This window comes from Amycolatopsis keratiniphila subsp. keratiniphila (assembly GCF_001620365.2).
In the GTDB taxonomy this organism is placed as follows: Bacteria; Actinomycetota; Actinomycetes; order Mycobacteriales; family Pseudonocardiaceae; genus Amycolatopsis; species Amycolatopsis keratiniphila.
Map to the genome: position 1 here is coordinate 119,781 of NZ_LQMT02000013.1, position 19,188 is coordinate 138,968.

The window sequence follows — 19,188 nt, forward strand, 5'->3', positions numbered from 1 at the left end:
GGAGCTCCTTCGCGCCTGGTGAGGGCGTTGTTCCCGAAGCCGGGGCGGCGCACGGTGATCTCCCCATCCCCGTGTCGAAGGAGACATCTGTGAAGAGCCTTTCGAGGGCCGTGCTGGCGACCGGAGCCGCCGTCTTCGCGCTGAGCATGCTGCCCGCCACCGCGTTGGCGCAGTCCGGAGACGGGGACCGGCCCAGCGGCCTGATCAAGACCGAGACCCACACTCAGGTGCGGGAGATCGCGCCGGTGGCCGGGAACGCGATGACGGTCGCCGCGACGGCCGCGTCCAAGCAGCTGAACTACACCCAGCAGGTGCAGCAGTACGACCAATGGTGCTGGGCCGCGGACGGTTCGAGTATCGAGCGGTCCATGGGCGGCACCGCCACCCAGGCCCAGTTCTGCGCCGCGGGCAAGGGAACCTCGGCCGGGTACTGCCCGAACCAGCCCGCCCAGATCTACGAGATCGTCCGCGGTTTCCGCGGCACCGGCTTCTCCGCGCAGGACGCGGGCGGCCCGATCGGCTTCAGCTCGGTCGTCGGCCAGATCGACGCCGGGATCCTGAACCTGACGGGTATCTACTGGACCTCCGGCGGCGGCCACGCCGAGGTGATCTACGGCTACGACTCGGCGAACCAGTCGATCATGGTCGGCGACCCGTGGCCCACCTACCAGCGCTACCAGACCTGGAACTACAACCAGTACCGCAGCAACGGCCAGTTCCGCTGGAACGACACCATCGTCAACATCCGGAAGGGCTGAGGCGCGGACATGACCACGATCTGCCGGAAGTTCGCCGGTTGTCTCGCGGTGGCCGTCGCGACGCTGCTGTCCGCCACGCCGCCCGCCTCGGCGAGCGAGAGCGTCGTCCCGCCCTCGGACGGCGACCTCGCGGCGGCCGTGCGTGTCGCCGGGCAGCCGGACGCGATCGGACTCGCGAGATCGAACTTCCGGCAGGTCGACCACATCGAACCGGAACGGATCACCATGGGGGAGAAGGGAATCCCGGTCTACACCCTCAATCCCGACTTCGTCCGGGGTGTCGAGGGGGCACCGGCGGGCGTGCTCAGATCCGTCGCCGTGACGGCCACCGCGGATTCCGGGCAGACGGCCACGGTGCAGGCGATGCCGGAGGGACCGGGGAAGTGGGTGGCGGCGAGCGTGTTCTCCGGGAACGACGAAGAGGCCCTGAGCGCGCGGCTGAAGCCCGGCGCGGTCCTGCTCAACGAGCCCCAGATCAACGGCTGGTACGAATGGGGGCCCGATGGTGTGGTGCTGCTGCAGGCGAGCCTGCCTCAGTCACCGGTGGGGAAGTTCGTCCCGCTTTCCGAGTACCAAAGGGAAGTACATGGTCGTTATGCCGACAAGCTGCCAGGATCGGACTACCAGCGCGGCGGCGGGATCGGCTTCACGCAGCAGGCGCCCCCGCCTGCCGACACCGGGATCCCCGTCGCCATCGTGGCCGGTTTGATCACGGCAGGCGTGGGTGCCGTGCTGGTCGCGGTGTGGTGGCGGCGCCGTCTCACTCCCAGATGAGGTCGATCCCCGCGATGCCGACGTCGAGCTCCTCGAAGTAGGCGCTGACCGTCGCACCCGGACCGGGATGCAGCGGCTCGCTGACCACGGGGGCGAGTTCTTCGCGCTCCCGCACGGTTTTGACGCACCGCGCGGGGAGCGCGCCGCCGTCGAAACGCATGCGGAGCAGGTACGCCGACATGCGTGACCGCACCGTCCGATGGAAACAGGTCGAACGGACCGACGCGGCCAGCCGCAACGTGAACGCGAAGGTGTGCGTTTCCCCTTCGGCCAGGCCGCGATCGAAGAGGAGCTCGAACACCATCCCCGGCGATGTGGCGCTTCGGCGCACTCTGCCTCTTCGGCAGCCGTCGGTGGCGAAGACCGTCGTGGCCTCCATATCGGTGCCGGGCTCGTCCTGGTGGGTCACCACGAAACCGTCCGCGCCGGACTCCCGCGCCCGTACCACCATGGTGGAGGTGATCTCCGAGATCCGTCCTTCGCCGGACATGGTGAGCACGTCGACGACGGTCACGACGTCGAGCTTCGCGTTGCCTTCGGCGCCGGGCGACGCGCTCAGCTCGTCCAGCAATGAACAGGTCTCGGCCCAGCTCTGCCGCAGTTCGGCCACGGAGGGCCTGCGGTCGTCGCCGGGTGACCGCCGCTGCGGGCCGATCAGGACGACGAGGCTGTCCGGTGGCAGGCCCAGAACCGCTTCGAGCGCGCGGATGCGGGAAAGGGAAAGGCCGCGATGTTCCACCGCCTCGGAGAGCGCGCGATGGAATGGGCCGGATCTGACCTCGCGTTCCTGGTACATGGGCACCCCCGCCGACGCCGGAATTGGCGCAAAGCATGCGCAGTCCGGCGCCGGTCGGCAACCGCCTAAGGTCGAAAACCGGACTTTCAGGCGAATTCGAGCCGCAGGCTTTCGAGGCCGCGCAGTGTCACCTGTTTCACCCAGACCGGATCGGCGGTCCGGTGGAAGGCGCGGCCGGCGCCGAGCAGCGCCTCGAACAGGGTCCGGCCCTCCATCCGCGCGAGCGGGGCGCCGAGACAGAAGTGGATGCCCTGTCCCAGCGCGAGATGCCTCGGCGAGGGGCGATCCACGTCGAAACGGTCCGGGTTCTCGTGCGTGCGCGGGTCGCGGTTGGCCGCTCCCAGCAGGACGACCGCCTGGGCGCCTTCGCCGACGGACTCGTCACCGATCGTCGTGTCCCGCAGGGCGAGCCGTGTCGTGAGCTGGACGGGGGAGTCGTACCGGAGCATCTCCTCGACCGCGTTCGGGATCTTCGAGCGGTCCTCGGTCAGTTTCCGGTGCTGCTCGGGATGGTTCAGCAGCGCGAGGATCCCGTTGCCGATCAGGTTGGTCGTCGTCTCGTGCCCGGCGACCAGCAGGAGCATCGCGGTGATCACCAGTTCGCCTTCGCTGAGCCGGTCGCCCTCGTCGGAGACCGACACCAGATCGGAGAACAGGTCGCCGGTCGGCCGCTTCCGTCGTTCCTTCGCCAGCTCACGGAAGTAGGCGACGAACTCGCGCCGGGCCGCGACCGCCGCCGCGACGGTCTCTTTCGCGATCAGGAAGGACGGGTCGAGTGCGCGTCCCATGGCGTGCGACCACCCCTCGAAACGCTCGCGGTCGGCGAGGGGAACCCCGAGCATCTCGCTGATGACGACGACCGGCAGCGGCTTCGCGATCTCGGTCATCAGGTCGAATTCGCCCATTTCGAGCGCTTTCGCCACGAGTTCCTTCGCCAGCTCCTCGATCCTCGGGGCGAGCTGCTCGATCATTCTCGGCGTGAACGCCTTGGAGACCAGCCGCCGAAGCCGCGTGTGATCGGGCGGGTCGAGCGCGAGGAACGACCGGACCACCCGGCCCTGCTCGTCCACCGGCTCGTTCTCGTGCGGATCCGGCAGCACCTCCGGCTCCCCATGGCCGAACGCGGGATTCTTGAGCAGGGCGGACGCCTCTTCGAACCCGCTCACCACGAAGAACCCGTCGGCGGCCGCGAGAACCGGGCCGCGGTCGAAGACCTGACGGTAGAACGGGTACGGATCGGTCCTGGTCTCCGGCGTGAGCAGGTTCTCGAGCATGACCCGATCCTAGGTGCGGCCGCGCCGGGGCATAGGCGAAAGTGTTCGCATGACTGCCGACGCGATGATCGAAGACCTCCGGACCCTCGTCGAGATCGAGTCGCCTTCCGGGGACATCGAGGCCTTGACGGCGTCGGCCGAGGCGGTGGCCGCTCTCGTCGAGACCCGCCTCGGTGGGACGGCGACCCTGGTGGCGAGTGCCGCGGGACCGCACGTCCGCTGGTCCGGCGGCGGTGAACCCCGCGTGCTGATCCTGGGGCACCACGACACCGTGTTCCCGATCGGCACCCTGGCGCGCCGCCCGTTCGCCGTGACCGACGGCCGGGTGACCGGGCCGGGGGTGTTCGACATGCTCGGCGGACTGGTGCAGGCGATCCACGGCCTGGCCGCGCTCGACGATCTTTCCGGGGTCGAGATCCTCGTGACGTCCGACGAGGAAACGGGCTCTCACGCATCCCGGGCGCTCATCGAAGACCGCGCCCGCGCGTGCGGCGCGGTGCTCGTCTTCGAAGGCGCGGCCGACGGCGGCGGTCTCAAGATCGGCCGCAAGGGCTGCGGCACGTTCGAGGTCGTCATCACCGGCCGGGCGTCGCACGCCGGCCTCGAACCCGAGTCCGGCGTGAACGCGCTGACCGAAGCCGCGCATCAGGTGCTGGCGATCGCCGCGCTCGATCGGCCGGAGGTCGGCACCAGCGTCACCCCGACGGTCGCTTCGGCGGGAACGGCGAGCAACGTCGTGCCCGCGTCCGCGACCGTCGTGGTCGATGTCCGGGTCGAGTCCGCCGAGGAGAAGGCGCGGGTCGAAGCCGGATTCGCCGCGCTCACGCCGCGTCTCGATGGGGCGAAAGTCGAGGTGCGTGGCGGGATCCATCGGCCGCCGATGCCCGAGTCGGCCGCCGCCGGCCTCTTCGCCGTCGCGGAACGGCTCCTGCCCGGGGTCGCCGGGGTGGCCGTCGGCGGCGGGAGTGACGGCAACCTCACGGCCGCGATCGGCGTGCCGACCCTCGACGGGCTCGGTGCCGTCGGCGGCGGCGCCCACGCCGACCACGAGTACCTGCTGGTCGAGTCGATGGTGGAGCGAGCGGAACTGGTCACCGAGCTGGTGAAGGCGATCTGCGGCCAGTGAGTAACCCAGTTCTTGCCCGATTTCGGGCAAGAACTGGCGTTTCGGAAGCCGGATGTGCATGATGAGCTCCGTGGAGGACGCGGACATCGTCGAGCAGGTGGCCTTGTCGACAGGTTTGTCGACGGCCATCGCCGCCCGTGTCGTCGAAGACGTCCTGGCGTTCTACCGGCAGCCCGCCGAGCAGTACGTCCGGTCGCGGCATGCCCGGTTGCAGGCGGAGGGCCGGAAGAACCCCGAGATCTTCCCCCTGATCGCCGGCGAGCTGAGCCGCCGTCTCGTCGCGCCTCCCGACCTGTCCGAGCGGCAACTGCGCCGCATCATCTACGGCTGACGGACCACGCCCGTCCGTTTTCTTTTGTGAGGTTGACTCGTCATGTGCGGAATCGTCGGCTACATCGGCGGCCAGAACGCCGCTCCGATCCTGATCGAGGGGCTGACGCGGCTGGAGTACCGCGGCTACGACTCGGCCGGGATCTCGGTCCTCGGCGGTAAGGGCGCCCAGGTGCACCGGATCGTGGGGCGGGTGCGGAACCTGACGGCCGCGCTGCCCAAGCGGCTCGCGGGCAAGGTCGGCATCGGGCACACGAGGTGGGCGACGCACGGTCCGGCGACCGAGGCGAACGCCCATCCGCACGTCTCCGAAGACGGCCGGATCTCCGTGGTGCACAACGGGATCATCGACAACGCCGACGCGCTGCGGGAGCAGCTCACCCAGGCGGGGGTGACGCTGTCGTCGGAGACCGACACCGAGGTGCTCGCCCACCTGATCGCGCGCTCGGGTGCGAAGACGCTGGAAGACGCGGTCGTCGAGGCCGTCTCCCGCGTCACCGGCACCTACGCGATCGCCGTGACCGACACCGAGCACCCCGACCGCGTCGTGGTCGCGCGGAACGGGTCGCCGCTGATCATCGGCGTCGGCGACCGGGAGATGTTCGTCGCCAGCGACCTGTCCGCGCTGGTCCGGCACACCTCGCAGGTGGTGCACCTCGACGACGGCGAGTTCGCCAGCGTCTCGGCCACCGGCTACCGCACCTTCACCGTCGACGAGAGCGACACCGGCAAGGCCGCGACCGCGATCGACATCCAGGCCGACGACCTCGACCTCGGCGGGCATCAGCACTACATGTACAAGGAGATCCAGGAGCAGCCGGAATGCCTGGAGCGCATGATCCGGGGCCGTCTCGACGACCGGTTCGGAGTGTCCCGTTTGGACGGTCTGAACCTGACTCCCCGTGATCTGCGCGGCTTCGCGCGGGTGAAGATCCTCGGCTGCGGCTCGGCGTACTACGCGGGCCAGATCGGCGCCACCATGATCGAGGACCTGGCGCGGGTCCCGGCCGACGCGGAGGCTGCGTCCGAATTCCGCTACCGCAACCCCATCATCGAGGCGGACACCCTCTACATCGCGGTCAGCCAGTCCGGCGAGACCGCGGACACCGCGTTCGCCGTCGAAGAGGTCAAGCGCAAGGGCGGCCGGGTGGTCGGCCTGGTGAACGTCGTCGGTTCGACGATCGCGCGGGCCTGCGACGGTGGCCTGTACCTGCACGCCGGCCCGGAGATCGCGGTCGCTTCGACCAAGGCGCTCACCAACATGGCCGTCGGCTTCGCGATGATCGCGCTGGCCCTCGGCCGCGTCCGCGACCTGTCCAACGCGGACGGGCAGCGCATCGTCGCGGCGTTGCGGGCGCTGCCGAAGCAGGTCGCGGCCATCGTCGAGAACGAAGCGCAGATCGCCGAACAGGCCAAGATCTGCGCGGACGCGCGCAGCCTGTTCTTCATCGGCCGGGTCCGGGGCTTCCCGGTGGCGCGGGAGGGCGCGCAGAAGTTCAAGGAGATCTCGTACCGGCACGCGGAGGCCTACCAGACCTCGGAACTCAAGCACGGCCCGCTCGCGCTGATCGACGAGGAGCTGCCGACGGTCGCGATCGTGCCGTCCGACGACCTCGCCGACCGCAACCTGGCCGCGATGCAGCAGATCAAGGCGCGCAAGGGGCAGGTCTTGGCGATCACGCACGACGACGTGGACTTCGGCGACCTCGACGTGCCGAAGTTCGTGGTGCCGCGTTCGGAGCCGGAGCTCGACCCGATCCTGCTCACGATCCCGCTGCAGCTGCTGGCCTACCACGCCGCGCTGCTCCTCGGCCACGACATCGACAAGCCCCGGAACCTGGCGAAGTCCGTCACCGTGGAATGATTTCCGGCCTCAGCGATCGAGGGAGTCCGCGATGGGGCAGTACCTGCTCGCCGTCCAGCTCGACGAAAGCGAGCGGGACGCGCCCGAGGACGAGGTCCGGGCCATGCTCGCCAGGACGGGCAAGGTCACCGACGAGATGAAGGCCGCCGGGTCGTGGGTCTTCGTCGGCGGGCTCGAGCATTCGGACGTCTCCACGGTCGTCCGGCCCGGCGGCGGCACGACCACGATCACCGACGGCCCGTTCGCCGAGACGAAGGAACAGCTCGGCGGATTCTGGGTGATCGAGGTCGAGGACCTCGACCAGGCGCTCGCGTGGGCGCGGAAGTGCGCGCTGGCCTGCGGGCAGCCGATCGAGGTGCGGCCGTTCGGCGACCCGTCGCTCCGGCAGTGACGGATTTCGACGGGATCTACCGGGCGGAGTACGGCCGGTGCGTGGCCACCCTGACGCGCCTCCTCGGCGACATCACGCTCGCCGAGGAGGCGGTTCAGGACGCGTTCGCGACCGCGGTGGAAAAGTGGGACAAGACGCCGCCCAATCCGGGCGGGTGGATCGTGACCACCGCCCGCAACCGCGCGATCGACCGCCTGCGCCGGGAATCCACTCGCGAGGCACGGCACGCCCAGGCGTTGCTCCTGCAGACGCCGGACGAGCCGCGGGACGTGGGGCCGGTCCGCGACGACCAGCTCCGCATGATCTTCACCTGCTGCCATCCGGCGCTTTCCCCGCCCGCGCGGGCGGCGCTCACCCTGCGCCTGCTCGGCGGGCTGGAGGTGGGGGAGATCGCGCGGGCGTACCTCGTCCCGGAAACGACCGTCTCCCAGCGGATCGTCCGCGCGAAGAAGAAGATCCGCGACGCGGGCATCCCGTACCGGGTGCCGGGTGACGGCGAACTTCCCGAGCGGCTGGACTCCGTCCTCACCGTGCTCTATCTCGTGTTCAACGAGGGGTACACGTCCACCTCGGGTGAGCTGCTGCGGACGGACCTCTGCCTGGAGGCGATCCGGCTCGCGAGGGCGCTCCACGAGCTGATGCCCGGCGAGCCGGAGGTGACCGGGCTGCTGGCGCTGCTCCTGCTCACCGAAGCGCGGCGGCCGGCGCGCGTGGGGCCTTCCGGTGAGCTGGTGGTGCTGGCGGAGCAGGACCGGTCGTTGTGGAACCGGGAACTGATCGCCGAAGGCCACGAACTGGTGCGGCGATGCCTGCGTCTCGACCGGCCCGGTCCGTATCAGGTGCAGGCCGCGATCAACGCCGTGCACACGGACGGCGAAGCGACCGACTGGGCGCAGGTGCTGGCGCTCTACGACCAGCTGTGGCGGCTCGCCCCGTCGCCGGTCGTGGCGCTCAACCGCGCGGTCGCCGTCGCCGAGGTGCACGGCCCGGCCGCCGCGCTGGCCGGTATCGAGGAACTGGACCTGCCGGGGTATCACCATCTGCCCGCCACACGGGCGAATCTGCTGTCCCGTCTGGGCCGGACCGCGGAAGCCGTCGCCGCCTACGACGAGGCGATCGCCTTGGCCGCCAACGACACCGAACGGGCATTCCTGCGGGCCAAGCGGGCAGTCCTGTCGTAGTTTCGGGCAACACTCTGTCCTCAATGGACGGAGGGGGTTCCGTTGTCGGACCGGTGGGAAAGCAACTATTGTCGCCATGACCGCTCGTCCGCCACGGCAGGAGGTGACCGTTGTACGCCGAAGAGCGGCAGCGCGCCATCCTCAAGCAGGCCAGGCGGAACGGCCGTGTCGACGTGGCGACGCTCGCGGCGGCCTTCGAGATCACCAGCGAGACCGTCCGCCGTGATCTGACGGCGCTGGAACGCAGCGGAGTGGTGCGACGGGTGCACGGCGGCGCGATCCCCGTCGAACGGCAGGGTATCGAGCCGGGGCTCGACGCCCGCGACGCGGTGATGTCCGCGGAGAAGGACCGTATCGCCGCCGCGGCGCTGGAGCAGATCCCCGACGGGGGCGCGATCCTGTTGGACGCGGGCACCACGGTGGGCAGGCTGGCGAACCTCGTCCCCTCGGATCGCGAACTGACCGTGGTCACCCCTTCGCTGCCGAACGCGTGCGCGCTCGCGAACCGGCCCGGCGTCACGCTGATGGTGGTCGGCGGAAGGCTGCGCGGCCACACCATGGCGTCGGTCGACGGCTGGGCGCTCGACGCGCTCAAGGACACCTACGTCGAGGTCGCTTTCCTCAGTACCAGCGGTCTTTCCGTCGAGCGGGGGCTCACCACCCCGGACACCGCCGAGGCGATGGTGAAGCGCGCGGCCATCGCGTCCGCGCGGCGGACGGTGCTGCTGGCCGATCACACCAAGATCGGCGACGACCACTTCGCCCGGTTCGGGGACCTCTGCGATGTCGACACCCTGATCACCGACCGCGGCGCCGAACCGCGGGAACTCGACGAGATCGGCCGGGCGGGCGTCAAGGTGATCATCGTTTGAAGCGTACGGGCGAGCGGCTCGCCGGATACCTGATGACAGCGCCGTTCTACGTCCTCTTCGGCGTGTTCGGTCTTTTCCCGCTGCTCTACACCGCGTGGGTGGCGCTGCACCACTGGCATCTGGTCAACGGTGACACCGGGTTCGCCGGGCTCGGCAACTTCGGTGTCCTGCTCCAGGATCCGCATTTCTACAACGCGCTCTTCAACACGGTCAGCATCTTCGTCCTTTCGACCGTCCCGCAACTGTTCGCCGCGCTCGGGCTCGCCGCGCTGCTCGACCGTCCCTTGCGGGCGCGGACGCTGTGGCGGGCCAGTGTGCTGTTGCCCAACGTCGTCTCGGTGGTCGCGGTGGCGCTGGTGTTCAGCCAGCTGTTCGCCGAGGACTACGGCGTCGTGAACTGGGTGCTGGGCCTGGTGGGGATCGATCCGGTGGACTGGCGGTCGGACCGGTTCGCGTCGCACGTCGCGGTGAGCGCGATGGTGATGTGGCGCTGGACCGGTTACAACGCGCTGCTCTACCTCGCGGCCATGCAGTCCGTTCCGCAGGAGCGTTACGACGCCGCGATGCTCGACGGTGCCTCGCGCTGGCGGAGCTTCTGGTCGATCACGGTGCCCGCGATCCGCCCGACCATCGCCTTCACCGTCGTCGTCTCGACCATCGGCGGGTTGCAGCTGTTCGCCGAGCCGCAGCTGCTCGACGAAACCGGCGTCAACGGCACCGGCGGCGCCGACCGCCAGTTCCAGACGCTGGCCATGTACTTGTACGAGAAGGGGTTCGGCGAGTTCGACGCCGGATACGCGGCGGCCATCGCGTGGTTGCTGTTCCTGCTCTCGGCCGTGTTCGCGCTGGTCAACTTCTCGCTCGTGCGCCGGATGCGGGGCGGTGAGTGACCGTGGCGGCGAGAGAACGGACCGGTTTCGTCGTCTACGGCCTGCTGCTGGCCGTCGTCGTCGCGTCGATCTTCCCGCTGTACTGGTCGTTCGTGGTGTCCTCGAAGGACAATTCGGCCCTCGGGGAGACGACTCCGCCGCTGGTGCCCGGCGGCAACCTGTTCGAGAACGTCGAGCGGGTGTTCGGAACCGTCGACTTCTGGCTGGCGATGCAGAACTCGCTGATCGTCGCCGGCACGGTGACCGTCTCGAACGTGCTGCTCTCCAGCATGGCCGGATTCGCCTTCGCGCGGCTGCGTTTCCCCGGCCGCGACTCGCTGTTCCTGGTCGTCATCGGCACCGCCATGGTGCCCGCGCAGCTCGGTGTCATCCCGCTGTACCTGGTGGTCGGCGAACTCGGCTGGTACGGACGGCTGGAGGCGGTGATCGTGCCGGGACTGGTCGGCGCGTTCAGCGTGTTCTGGATGCGGCAGGCGTGCGAAGAGGCGATCCCGGGCGAACTGCTGGACGCCGGACGCGTCGACGGCTGCTCGACGGCGCGGTTGTTCTGGAACGTCGCGATGCCCGCCATCCGCCCGCAGGCCGCGGTGCTCGGGATGCTGACGTTCATGACCGCGTGGAACGACTTCTTCTGGCCCCTGATCGTGCTCGACCCGAACGCGCACCCGACCGTCCAGGTGGCGTTGTCGCGGCTGGCCAGTGGGTACTTCACGGATTACTCGCTGATGCTGACCGCGGCGACCATCGGGGTGCTGCCGGTGATCGTGCTGTTCATCGTGCTGGCGCGGAAGGTGGTCGACGGGGTTATGCGGGGTGCTCCGCGGGCTTGAGGCTTGGTTTCTTGGTTGCCGGGTTTCGGCAACGGAGACCGACGGGGGCTTGGCAGCGGCGTCTGGGGTCGCAGGGTGGTGGTGTACGGCATTGTGGTCGTTTTTCGGCGACGGCTGGGGGCTCGCTCGTCTTGGGCGGCGGGCCATGCCGTATTTCGGCGACGTTGAGGAAGTCGGGGCGTTGACGTGCGGTCTGGTGCCGTGGTCATTTTTCGGCAACCGGGAGAGTGTCGATCGTGGTTGCCGGGAGGCGTCGTTCCGCCGCGCGGGGGAGCTTCTGGTGTGAGCTCGTGTGGATGTAGTCGCTTTTCGGCGATGGCTCAGGAAGAGAACGCGTCGGGGATCGCGGCGCCGTGGTCGTTTTTCGGCGACGTGGCCAATCTCGGTCGCGTACTCGGTGCTGTCGGCAGTTTTCAGCGATGTTGAGAACAGAGGGAGCCAGTCGGTGCGTGGAGGTGCCGTCCCGTGCTGTCGCCGTTTTCCGGCGACGGGTCAGAACGGTGGTGGTTCTTCGGCGCGGGGTTCGTGCAGCGGTGGTGGCGGACTGTCGTAGCTCTGTCCCGTGGGCGTGGTGATGGTGAGAGTTCCATCGGAATCCAGCCGGTAGTTCCAGCCGGGTTCGTCCTTCAAACGATGGTCACGGCGACACAGATCGATGAGCTCGGTATCGGCGGTGTGGCCGCCGATTGCCAGGGCAGTGAATGGTCGAGGTCGCAGGCCTGGGCGACGCGGTGGCAGCCGGGTCTTCGGCACTCACGATCCCGCACCCGAACGAACTCGCCCAGACCGGCGGTGGGCCGGTAGCGGTCCCGGCCGAGGTCGAGGACCTGTCCCGACAACGGATCCGTGATGATCCGTCGCAGCACCGTGTTCGGTCCGCCGGCGATCTCCCGGGCCAGTGACGCCGGGATGTGGCCATGCCCCGCCATCTCGGCGGGATCGTCATTCAGCCCGAGGTAAGTATTCAGGTCCATGTAGAGGAACACCTCGGATCGTTCGGTCTTTCCGCCCTGCCCGCCCAGCAGGAGGTCGAGGGCGACGTCGGCACGAAGCTGATCCAGGGTGCGTGTCTCCCCGCTGGCCCGCAGGGCGCGGGCTTCGCGGTCGATGCGGGTGTAGGCGGCGGCGACCTTCTCCACGGGGCCGTCTTCGACTTCGATGGAGGCCACTCCGGTGTCGCCGTGGCGTACCGTCAAGCGACGTCCGCTTCGGTTCCGTTCGGTACGGCGGGAGGCGCCGTCGCGGTCGGCCATCATCGCCGCATGACTAGCCGCTTTCCGGATCTGGTCGGAGTTCCGGTCCGGCAGACGGCCCTCCAGAACCGCATCCACCGCGCGGGCGTCCTCGTCGGAGAGCCAGGCAGTGGCCGCAGCGACTTTCATCGCCCCGAAACCACCCACCTTCCCGGCATCCAGGAGACCCAGCGTGCGGGGCAGTCGGGTGGTCAACGCCTCGGCGGTGGAGACCAGCCCGGCAGCGTGTCCGTCCACAACGGACAAAGCCAACGCGACCTCCTGCGTCACACTGGAGGCGCCATCACGATGCCGGCTCAACCGGCCCAAGGCGCGGAACCGGACAGCCTCCAGGCGTGCGATGCCTTCCGTAGCTGCGACAGCGGCATCCACAGCATCGTTGTCCCCCAACGTATCCAGTGAAGCATTGACCTCCCGAAGAGCTTCCGACGAGGTGATTTCCTTGAGTAGCGCCACAGTGGCGTTGAGTGTGTCCACACTCAGAACATACGACCGACCACCGACAGTTTCGGCAACAGCTGCTAAAGACCGTTGCGCGCCACCACATCCGCATAGAACAGGGCACTGTCCTTGAGTACCCGCTCCTGGGTCTCGAAGTCGACGTGCACGAGCCCGAACCGTTGCGTGTACCCCATGGCCCACTCGAAGTTGTCGAGCAGCGACCAGGCCATGTAGCCGCGGACGTCGGCGCCGCGCTCGATAGCGGCGTGCACGGCGGCGAGGTGTTCGGCGAAGTACCGTACGCGCTTCTCGTCGTGTACGCGGCCTTCGACGACTTCGTCCTCGAAGGCCGCGCCGTTCTCGGCGATCACGAGCGGCAGTCCGCCACAATGTTCGTGCAGCCACAGCAAAAGTTCGGTGAAGCACTCCGGTCGCTGCTCCCAGCCGAGCGAGGTCAGCTCGCCGCGCGGCGGCTGGACGTCCATTCCGCGCAGGCCCGGTAGAGGGCAGTTGCTGTCGGTCTCGGGGTCGTCGAGTGGGACCGCGCGGGCGGGCGCGTAGTAGTTGACGCCCAGGACGTCCAGCGGCTGCGCGATGATCTCCAGATCACCGTCGGCGATCGCCGGTTCCAGTGTGCCGACATGGGCCAGGTCCGCAAGCAGCTCAGGCGGATAGCCGCGGCCCAGCAACGGATCGAGGAAGAACCTGTTGTGCAGGAAGTCGAATTTGCGTGCCGCCTCGTGGTGCGAGGCGTCGTCCACATCGGTCAGCACCGGGGCGAAGTTGAGTACGATGGACACCTCCTGGTCGCCGCCTTCGGACCGCAACGCCTGTGTCGCCTTGCCGTGCGCCAAGAGGAGGTTGTGTCCGGCGACCAGTGCAGCGCCTTCGTTTCGAATCCCTGGCGCGTGGTCGCCGTTGCCGTAGCCGATGAAGGCGGCGCAGAACGGCTCGTTGATCGTGGTCCATTGCCGCACCCGATCACCGAGTACTTTGTGGACGGTCAGCGCGTAGTCGGCGAAAAGGTCCGCGAGCGCGCGATTCGGCCAGCCGCCTTCCGCTTGCAGTGCCTCGGGTAGGTCCCAGTGGTAGAGCGTCACCATCGGGGTGATCCCGTGGTCCAGCAACGTGTCGACGAGACGATCGTAGAAGGCGAGCCCGCGTGGCTCGACCGTGCGGCCGTCCGGCATGACCCGCGACCACGCGACGGAGAACCGGTAATACGGCACGCCGAGTTCGCTCAGCAGGCGGACGTCCTCGCGGTAGCGCCGGTAGTGGTCGCAAGCCGGGTCGCCCGTGGCCAGACCGGATCTCGCGGTGAAAGTGTCCCAAATGGACGGTCCTCGGCCGTCCGCCGTCGTCGAGCCCTCGATCTGGTATGCCGCCGTGGCCGTGCCCCATCGGAACCCGGCCGGAAACCCCCGTGTCACGCCGTCCCCGCTCAGTTGGCGGCCGCGGCGCGGCCTTCGGTGGCGGCCTGGTTCCAGGCCTCGTCGAGCGATTGCTTCCCCTCTTCGACGCGGCCGAGCGCGTGCCCGTACACCGGCCGCACCTCACCATCGCGCAGCCCGCGGTAGTTCGGCCGCAAGGCCTCGGCGGACGCGGCGAAGATCTTGCCGATCGGCGCACCGCTGAAATACGGGCTGGTGTGGGAAAGCACGGCACTGTCCTGGTAGGCGCCCAGCGCGCTCGGCAGCAAACCGCTCTCCAGGAAGATCCGCTTCTGCTGTTCGGGCGCGGTGAGCCAGACGGCGAGGTCGTAGGCCTCCTTGCGGTGCGCGCCCTGCTTCGGGACGGTCAGGAACGAGCCGCCCCAGTTGCCCGCCTTGCCCGGAACCGAGGTGACGTCCCATTTCCCGGCCAGCTCCGGGCCGCCCGCCTCCTGGATCTGCGTGAGCATCCAGGCGGGGCAGGTGATGGCGGCGAACCGGCTCTGCTTGATCGCCACCGTCCACGGCTGCGTGAAGGTGGTGACCGCCGCCGTCTCCTTCTTCAGCGCCATCCCGCCGGCCAGCTCGAAGGCCTTGCGCACGTTGGGATTCGTGTCGGCGATGAACTTGTCGTCCTTGGAGAAGTAGTTCTCCTGCGCCTGGTTGAGCATCGCCGTGTAGACGGTGCCCGCCGAGTCGGCGAACTTGACGCCGTCCGGCGCCTTGGCGCTGAACCGTTCCCCGGTTTCGGCGAACTTCTCCCAGGTCGGCCACAGTGCGGCCACCTGGTCGCGGTCGGTCGGCAGGCCGGCGTTCGCGAACAGGTCACGGCGGTAGCAGAGGGCGAGACTGCCCATGTCGGTGCCGAGGCCCATCACGAACTTCCCGCCCTCGGCGGTGCCCTGGTCCCATTTCCAGGCAGGCCAGTGCTCGCGGAGGCCCTGCGCGCCGAACTCGGACAGATCGCTGAACTTGTCCGTCGACTGGCGGAACTTGGGGAGGTACTGCTCTTCGATCGCCACGACGTCGGCACTGCCGCGTCCGGCGCCGAGCCCGGTGGCGAGCTGCCGGTGATGCGTCTCGAAGTCGGCGACCCGGCCTTCGACGGTGATGCCCGGGTGGGCCTTTTCGTAGTCGTCGAAGAGTCTTTCGTACCCGAACTCGCCGAAGGTGGCGACGGTGAGCTTGATCGGGCCGCCGGCTTCAGGCGTGCCCGAACAGCCGCTGAGCAGCAGCACGAGTGCCGTCAATCCGGCCAATACGCGGGTCATGGTTCTCCTCGGTCGTGCGGTCACGCGAGTCGTCTCGGCAGCTGGTCGCCGACGGTCAGGCGGGAATCGGCGTGCAGTTTGGTCAGCACCCTGGACACCAGCGACTGCACCGTCCGCCTCGGGAGGCTCAGCTCCGCGGCGATCTCCGGGTTGGACAGTTTCGCCGCCACCAGCCGCGCGACCCGCAGTTCCAGCGGCGACAGTGCCGCGCTGTGCCGGGGGCCTCGTTCCGCGCGGCTCAGGACGCCGTAGCGCCGCAGCCTGCTTTCCGCGCGGCGGATGCTCCACGTGGCGCCGACCCGCCCGAGCACTTCGCACGCCTCGGTGAGCGAGCGGGTGGCCTCTTCGAGGTACCCGGCGCGGCCGAGCAGTTCGGCGGCGTCCTCCAGGGCGGCCGCGAGTTCGATGGGACGGCGGACCTCGCGGTAGTGATCGGCCGCGGCGCGCATGCCGTCGGGATCGCCGTCGATCAGCGCCCGGCACCGCAGGGCGGCGGCGGTGGCCCTGGCGGGCACGGTCTCCTGGCTCGCCTCCTCGGCGCAGACGGCGAGCGCTTCGTCCGCGACGGCGTCGTTCCCGGCGGCGAGCGCGACACGGACGACGTCGGGAAGCCACTGGTGGCGCAGCATCATCCGGGCGTAATCGGGGCGCAGCACCGGCGCGATCAGGCGTAACGCGTCGTCGAGTTCGCCGCGTTGTTCGGCGGCCATCGCCAGTGCCGCCAGGTAGAAGTCGCAGCTCTCGCGTTCGGACGAGTTCGACGGCGAATGCGCCTCGGCCGCTTCCAGATGGGCGCGGACGGCGACGCGTTCGTCGCGATGGCCCGCGATGAGCGCGGCGACCCCGTGCAGCAACAGGGCGGCGGCACCCGGCTCGCGCACGCCGTAGAACGTGATCGCCGGGCCGTCCTCGGTGACCGAATCGAGTTCGGCCAGTGCCTCGTCCCAGCGCCCCGTCCAGTAGTAGTGCACGGCCGCCGAGACCTGCGGGCCGGTCGGCAGTCCGTGCCGCGCCGCGGTCTCGTAGCCGGCGTGCAGCGTGGCGTCGGCCTCGCCGAGCCGGTCGAGGTTCTGCAGGGTGAAGAGCCGGTTGTCGAGCAGATCGAACCGCAGCGTCGCCAGATCGGCCTCGTGGCCGGCGGTCTCCAGCGCGGCGTCGATCGCGGTCAGCGCCCGGTCGTGCTCCCGGCGGATCGAGTGCACCAGCCACAACGTCTGCTGCGCGTGCGCGGCGGGGTAGCGCTCGCCCGCTTCGGCCGCCTCGGCGTGCAGGCCCCGCGCGATCCGTTCGGTCTCGTCGAGATCGGACAGGTCTCCGCGGCGGAAGTTGGCGAGCAGCGTCCGTGTACTGGTACGCCACAGTTCCGGGATCGACGGGTCGTCCGCGGTGTCGCCGAGTGCCTCGATCGCGCCGGGAGTGTCGCCCCGTCGATAGCGCAGCGCGGCCAGGAAATGCCGCATCTGCGCCAGATCCGCCTTGTCCACGACGGTCTTCACCGCCTCCTCGGCTTCGGCCTCGGGGGTGAGTTCGAGCCGGAACAACACGCGCACCAGTGCGGCGATCAGCGTCTCCCGTTGCTCACGGGTGGGCACCGCGCTGTCGAGCGCGCCGCGCAGCAGATCGGCCGCGATATGCGGGGCGCGGTTGGACACCGCGACGTGGTTCGCGGTGAGCCAGCCCGCCAGCCACGGGTCGAACGGCACCGGCCCGGCGGCCAGTTGCTCGGCGACCCGTTTGACCGGCGCGCCCGCCCGCGCGAGCGATTCGGCGGCGCGCCGGTGCAGCTCGGCACGAGCCGGTTCGTCGATGGCGCCGTAGAGCGCCTGCCGCTGGAACGGATGATGGAAGGCGAGTTTGTCACCGGCGTACTCGATGACGCCCGCGGTGATGGCGGGCTCCAGTTCCTGCAGCACCTCGAGCGGGCTCTTGCCCGCCAGCGTGGCGATGTCCTCGACGGCGAACTCCGCGCCCAGAAGGGAGGCGGTGCGCAGGATCCCGGTCGTGGCCTGGTCGAGGGTCTCCAGCGTCCTGGCCACCGCCGCCAGCAGCGAACGCGGCGCGTTCTCGGTGCCGCCCAGCGTCACCTCGGCCAGGCCCGCCGTGATCCGCACCGTGCCGCTCCGGACCAGGTCGTGCGCGACTTCCCTGGCGTAGAGCGGATTCCCGGCCGCGCGCCGGACCAGCGGGCGCAGGCTCGGCCCGAGCTTCGCCGCCAGGATCGCCTCGAACACGGCGGCGATGTCGTCGTCGGTCAGCACCTCGACCGGCATGATCTCGCCGTCCCTCGCTTCGACCCCGCGACGCAGCTGGGCGAGATCCCGGCGGCCGTGCCCGGTGCGTGTGGCGGCGACCAGCAGCAACGGCAGCTGGCGGGTGGCGGCGGCCAGCCGCTGCCACAGCAGCACACTGGCCTCGTCGGCCCAGTGGAGGTCGTCGATCACCAGCACCAGCGGGCCCGCCGCGCAGGTCTCGTCGACCAGCGTGAGCAGTTTGTCCACAGTGGACAAGATCGGGTCGGTCGGGCCCCAGTCGCCGTGCGCGGGTTCGGCGTGCAGCTCACCGGCCAGCTTGGCCTTCGCCGGATCCGCCGCGCCGTGGTGCACGCCGAGACATTCCATGATCACCTGCAGCGGGAACCGTTGCTGCAGCTCGTCGGCCGCGGTCCAGGCGAGCTGGCAGCCACGTGCCGCGGCGCCGGCCAGCCCGGCGATCAGCAGTTCCGATTTGCCGATACCCGGTTCGCCTTCGAGCCAGACCGGGCGGCCGCGACCGGCGAGCACGTCGGTGACGAAGCCGTCGAGCCGCTCCACCTGCCGGGCACGGCCGGGCAGGTGGCCGTGCCCGCCGCGTTCGATCGCCTTGACCACCGGCGGCGGCACGACGCGGACGGGAACCGGTTTCGGTGCGGTGACGGGTTTTTCGCTGCCGTCGAGGATGCGCTGGTGCAGCTCCCGCAGCGGGGCACCGGGTTCGACGCCGAGTTCGGCGCGGAGGATCCGCCTGGCCTCGCGGTACGCGCCGAGCGCTTCGATCTGGCGCCCGCCGGCGTGCAGGGCGCGCATGAGCGTCTCGTGCAGGGACTCGCGCAACGGATGCCGCTGCACCAGTGCGGTCAGCTCGGCCACCACTTCCCGGTGATCGCCGGTGCCGAGCAGGGCCGTGGCACGCAGTTCGGCGGCGGTGAGCTGGAGTTCGGCGAGCCGGACGCGTTCCGCTTCGGCGAACGGGCCGGGCACGCCGGAGTAGGCCTCGCCGCGCCAGAGACCGAGCGCGGAGGTGAGCCGCGTGGCCGCGCCCCGCTGATCGGCGAGCGCCGCCCTGGCGGCCGCGACGTCCCTTTCGAACCGGTGGACGTCGAGCGCTTCACCGTCCAGCCTCAGCGAATAGCTCGATCCGGACGAACGCAGGATTTCGTGCGCGTCCCCGCCCGCCTTGCGGATCGCCCCGCGCAGGCCGGAGACATAGGTGTGGACGCTGCCGGTGGCGCTGGCGGGCGCCGACCCGCCCCAGACGTCGGAGATCAGTTCGCCGAGGGAGATCGCCTGGCCACGCCGCGTCGCCAGGGTGGCGAAGACCGCGCGCTGGCGGGCGGGCCCGAGCTTCAGCTCGACGTCGTCCAGCCAGGCACGAGGCGGCCCGAGCAGCTCGACGCGCAGCCCGTTCGTCACGCCGGCTCCATTTCTCGTCTTACAGCGAAAGTGGCCGGA

Annotated in this window: 15 protein-coding genes and 1 pseudogene; 10 read left to right on the forward strand and 6 right to left on the reverse strand. The window is 69.6% G+C overall.

Translation table 11 applies throughout. From position 1 onward, the window contains the following. Positions 1-89 precede the first annotated feature (89 nt). A complete protein-coding gene (locus AVR91_RS14360; protein ID WP_063271119.1) occupies positions 90-758 on the forward strand; it encodes a papain-like cysteine protease family protein in 669 nt (222 codons plus the stop codon). 9 nt (positions 759-767) lie between these two features. After that, positions 768-1,532 (forward strand): hypothetical protein, encoded by a 765-nt coding sequence (locus tag AVR91_RS14365; protein ID WP_063271118.1) that lies wholly within the window; start codon positions 768-770, stop codon positions 1,530-1,532. On the opposite strand, the gene AVR91_RS14370 is transcribed toward AVR91_RS14365, so the two are convergent. After that, positions 1,519-2,328 (reverse strand): hypothetical protein, encoded by an 810-nt coding sequence (locus tag AVR91_RS14370; RefSeq protein ID WP_063271117.1) that lies wholly within the window; start codon positions 2,326-2,328, stop codon positions 1,519-1,521. The genes AVR91_RS14365 and AVR91_RS14370 overlap by 14 nt on opposite strands. 86 nt (positions 2,329-2,414) lie before the next feature. Then, positions 2,415-3,602, reverse strand: coding sequence for a cytochrome P450 (locus AVR91_RS14375; protein WP_063271116.1), 1,188 nt, complete (start codon positions 3,600-3,602; stop codon positions 2,415-2,417). 49 nt (positions 3,603-3,651) lie between these two features. Between AVR91_RS14375 and AVR91_RS14380 the strand changes: the two genes are divergently transcribed. The 8 genes from AVR91_RS14380 (at position 3,652) to AVR91_RS14415 (ending at position 11,086) form a co-directional block, all read left to right on the forward strand. Further along, a complete protein-coding gene (locus AVR91_RS14380; protein ID WP_063271115.1) occupies positions 3,652-4,728 on the forward strand; it encodes a M20 family metallopeptidase in 1,077 nt (358 codons plus the stop codon). Between the two features lie 58 nt (positions 4,729-4,786). Next, on the forward strand, positions 4,787-5,059 hold the full coding sequence (locus tag AVR91_RS14385) for a hypothetical protein (protein ID WP_063271114.1): 273 nt from the start codon (positions 4,787-4,789) through the stop codon (positions 5,057-5,059). 42 nt (positions 5,060-5,101) lie between these two features. Then, positions 5,102-6,922, forward strand: a complete 1,821-nt coding sequence (gene glmS, locus AVR91_RS14390) for a glutamine--fructose-6-phosphate transaminase (isomerizing) (RefSeq protein ID WP_063271113.1) — start codon at positions 5,102-5,104, stop codon at positions 6,920-6,922. 31 nt (positions 6,923-6,953) lie between these two features. Beyond that, the gene (locus tag AVR91_RS14395; RefSeq protein ID WP_063271112.1) at positions 6,954-7,313 is read left to right on the forward strand and encodes a YciI family protein; all 360 of its coding nucleotides are present in this window, start codon (positions 6,954-6,956) and stop codon (positions 7,311-7,313) included. Next, on the forward strand, positions 7,310-8,494 hold the full coding sequence (locus AVR91_RS14400; RefSeq protein ID WP_063271111.1) for an RNA polymerase sigma factor: 1,185 nt from the start codon (positions 7,310-7,312) through the stop codon (positions 8,492-8,494). Before AVR91_RS14395 ends, AVR91_RS14400 begins: the two co-directional genes overlap by 4 nt. A gap of 110 nt (positions 8,495-8,604) precedes the next feature. Next, complete coding sequence (locus AVR91_RS14405; RefSeq protein ID WP_016333429.1) at positions 8,605-9,366, forward strand: DeoR/GlpR family DNA-binding transcription regulator; 762 nt, start codon at positions 8,605-8,607, stop codon at positions 9,364-9,366. Beyond that, on the forward strand, positions 9,363-10,256 hold the full coding sequence (locus AVR91_RS14410; RefSeq protein ID WP_083737558.1) for a carbohydrate ABC transporter permease: 894 nt from the start codon (positions 9,363-9,365) through the stop codon (positions 10,254-10,256). Before AVR91_RS14405 ends, AVR91_RS14410 begins: the two co-directional genes overlap by 4 nt. A 2-nt stretch (positions 10,257-10,258) precedes the next feature. Next, complete coding sequence (locus AVR91_RS14415; RefSeq protein WP_063271238.1) at positions 10,259-11,086, forward strand: carbohydrate ABC transporter permease; 828 nt, start codon at positions 10,259-10,261, stop codon at positions 11,084-11,086. Between the two features lie 492 nt (positions 11,087-11,578). On the opposite strand, the pseudogene AVR91_RS14425 reads toward AVR91_RS14415, so the two are convergent. The 4 genes and pseudogenes from AVR91_RS14425 to AVR91_RS14440 form a co-directional block, all read right to left on the reverse strand. Further along, positions 11,579-12,795, reverse strand: a pseudogene (locus AVR91_RS14425) (DUF222 domain-containing protein). A gap of 65 nt (positions 12,796-12,860) precedes the next feature. Next, positions 12,861-14,210, reverse strand: coding sequence for a GH1 family beta-glucosidase (locus AVR91_RS14430; protein WP_063271110.1), 1,350 nt, complete (start codon positions 14,208-14,210; stop codon positions 12,861-12,863). 11 nt (positions 14,211-14,221) lie between these two features. Beyond that, positions 14,222-15,481: an ABC transporter substrate-binding protein gene (locus tag AVR91_RS14435; RefSeq protein WP_063271109.1), complete on the reverse strand. Its 1,260-nt coding sequence runs from the start codon at positions 15,479-15,481 to the stop codon at positions 14,222-14,224. A gap of 20 nt (positions 15,482-15,501) precedes the next feature. Then, positions 15,502-19,149 (reverse strand): BTAD domain-containing putative transcriptional regulator, encoded by a 3,648-nt coding sequence (locus AVR91_RS14440; protein WP_063271108.1) that lies wholly within the window; start codon positions 19,147-19,149, stop codon positions 15,502-15,504. Positions 19,150-19,188: the final 39 nt, after the last annotated feature.

Excerpts from the sequence above, each read along its gene's own strand:
- AVR91_RS14365 (WP_063271118.1), top strand. The coding sequence starts at position 768 with ATGACCACGATCTGCCGGAAGTTCGCCGGTTGTCTCGCGGTGGCCGTC.
- AVR91_RS14370 (WP_063271117.1), bottom strand. The coding sequence starts at position 2,328 with ATGTACCAGGAACGCGAGGTCAGATCCGGCCCATTCCATCGCGCGCTC.
- AVR91_RS14375 (WP_063271116.1), bottom strand. The coding sequence starts at position 3,602 with ATGCTCGAGAACCTGCTCACGCCGGAGACCAGGACCGATCCGTACCCG.
- AVR91_RS14380 (WP_063271115.1), top strand. The coding sequence starts at position 3,652 with ATGACTGCCGACGCGATGATCGAAGACCTCCGGACCCTCGTCGAGATC.
- AVR91_RS14385 (WP_063271114.1), top strand. The coding sequence starts at position 4,787 with ATGATGAGCTCCGTGGAGGACGCGGACATCGTCGAGCAGGTGGCCTTG.
- glmS (WP_063271113.1), top strand. The coding sequence starts at position 5,102 with ATGTGCGGAATCGTCGGCTACATCGGCGGCCAGAACGCCGCTCCGATC.
- AVR91_RS14395 (WP_063271112.1), top strand. The coding sequence starts at position 6,954 with ATGGGGCAGTACCTGCTCGCCGTCCAGCTCGACGAAAGCGAGCGGGAC.
- AVR91_RS14435 (WP_063271109.1), bottom strand. The coding sequence starts at position 15,481 with ATGACCCGCGTATTGGCCGGATTGACGGCACTCGTGCTGCTGCTCAGC.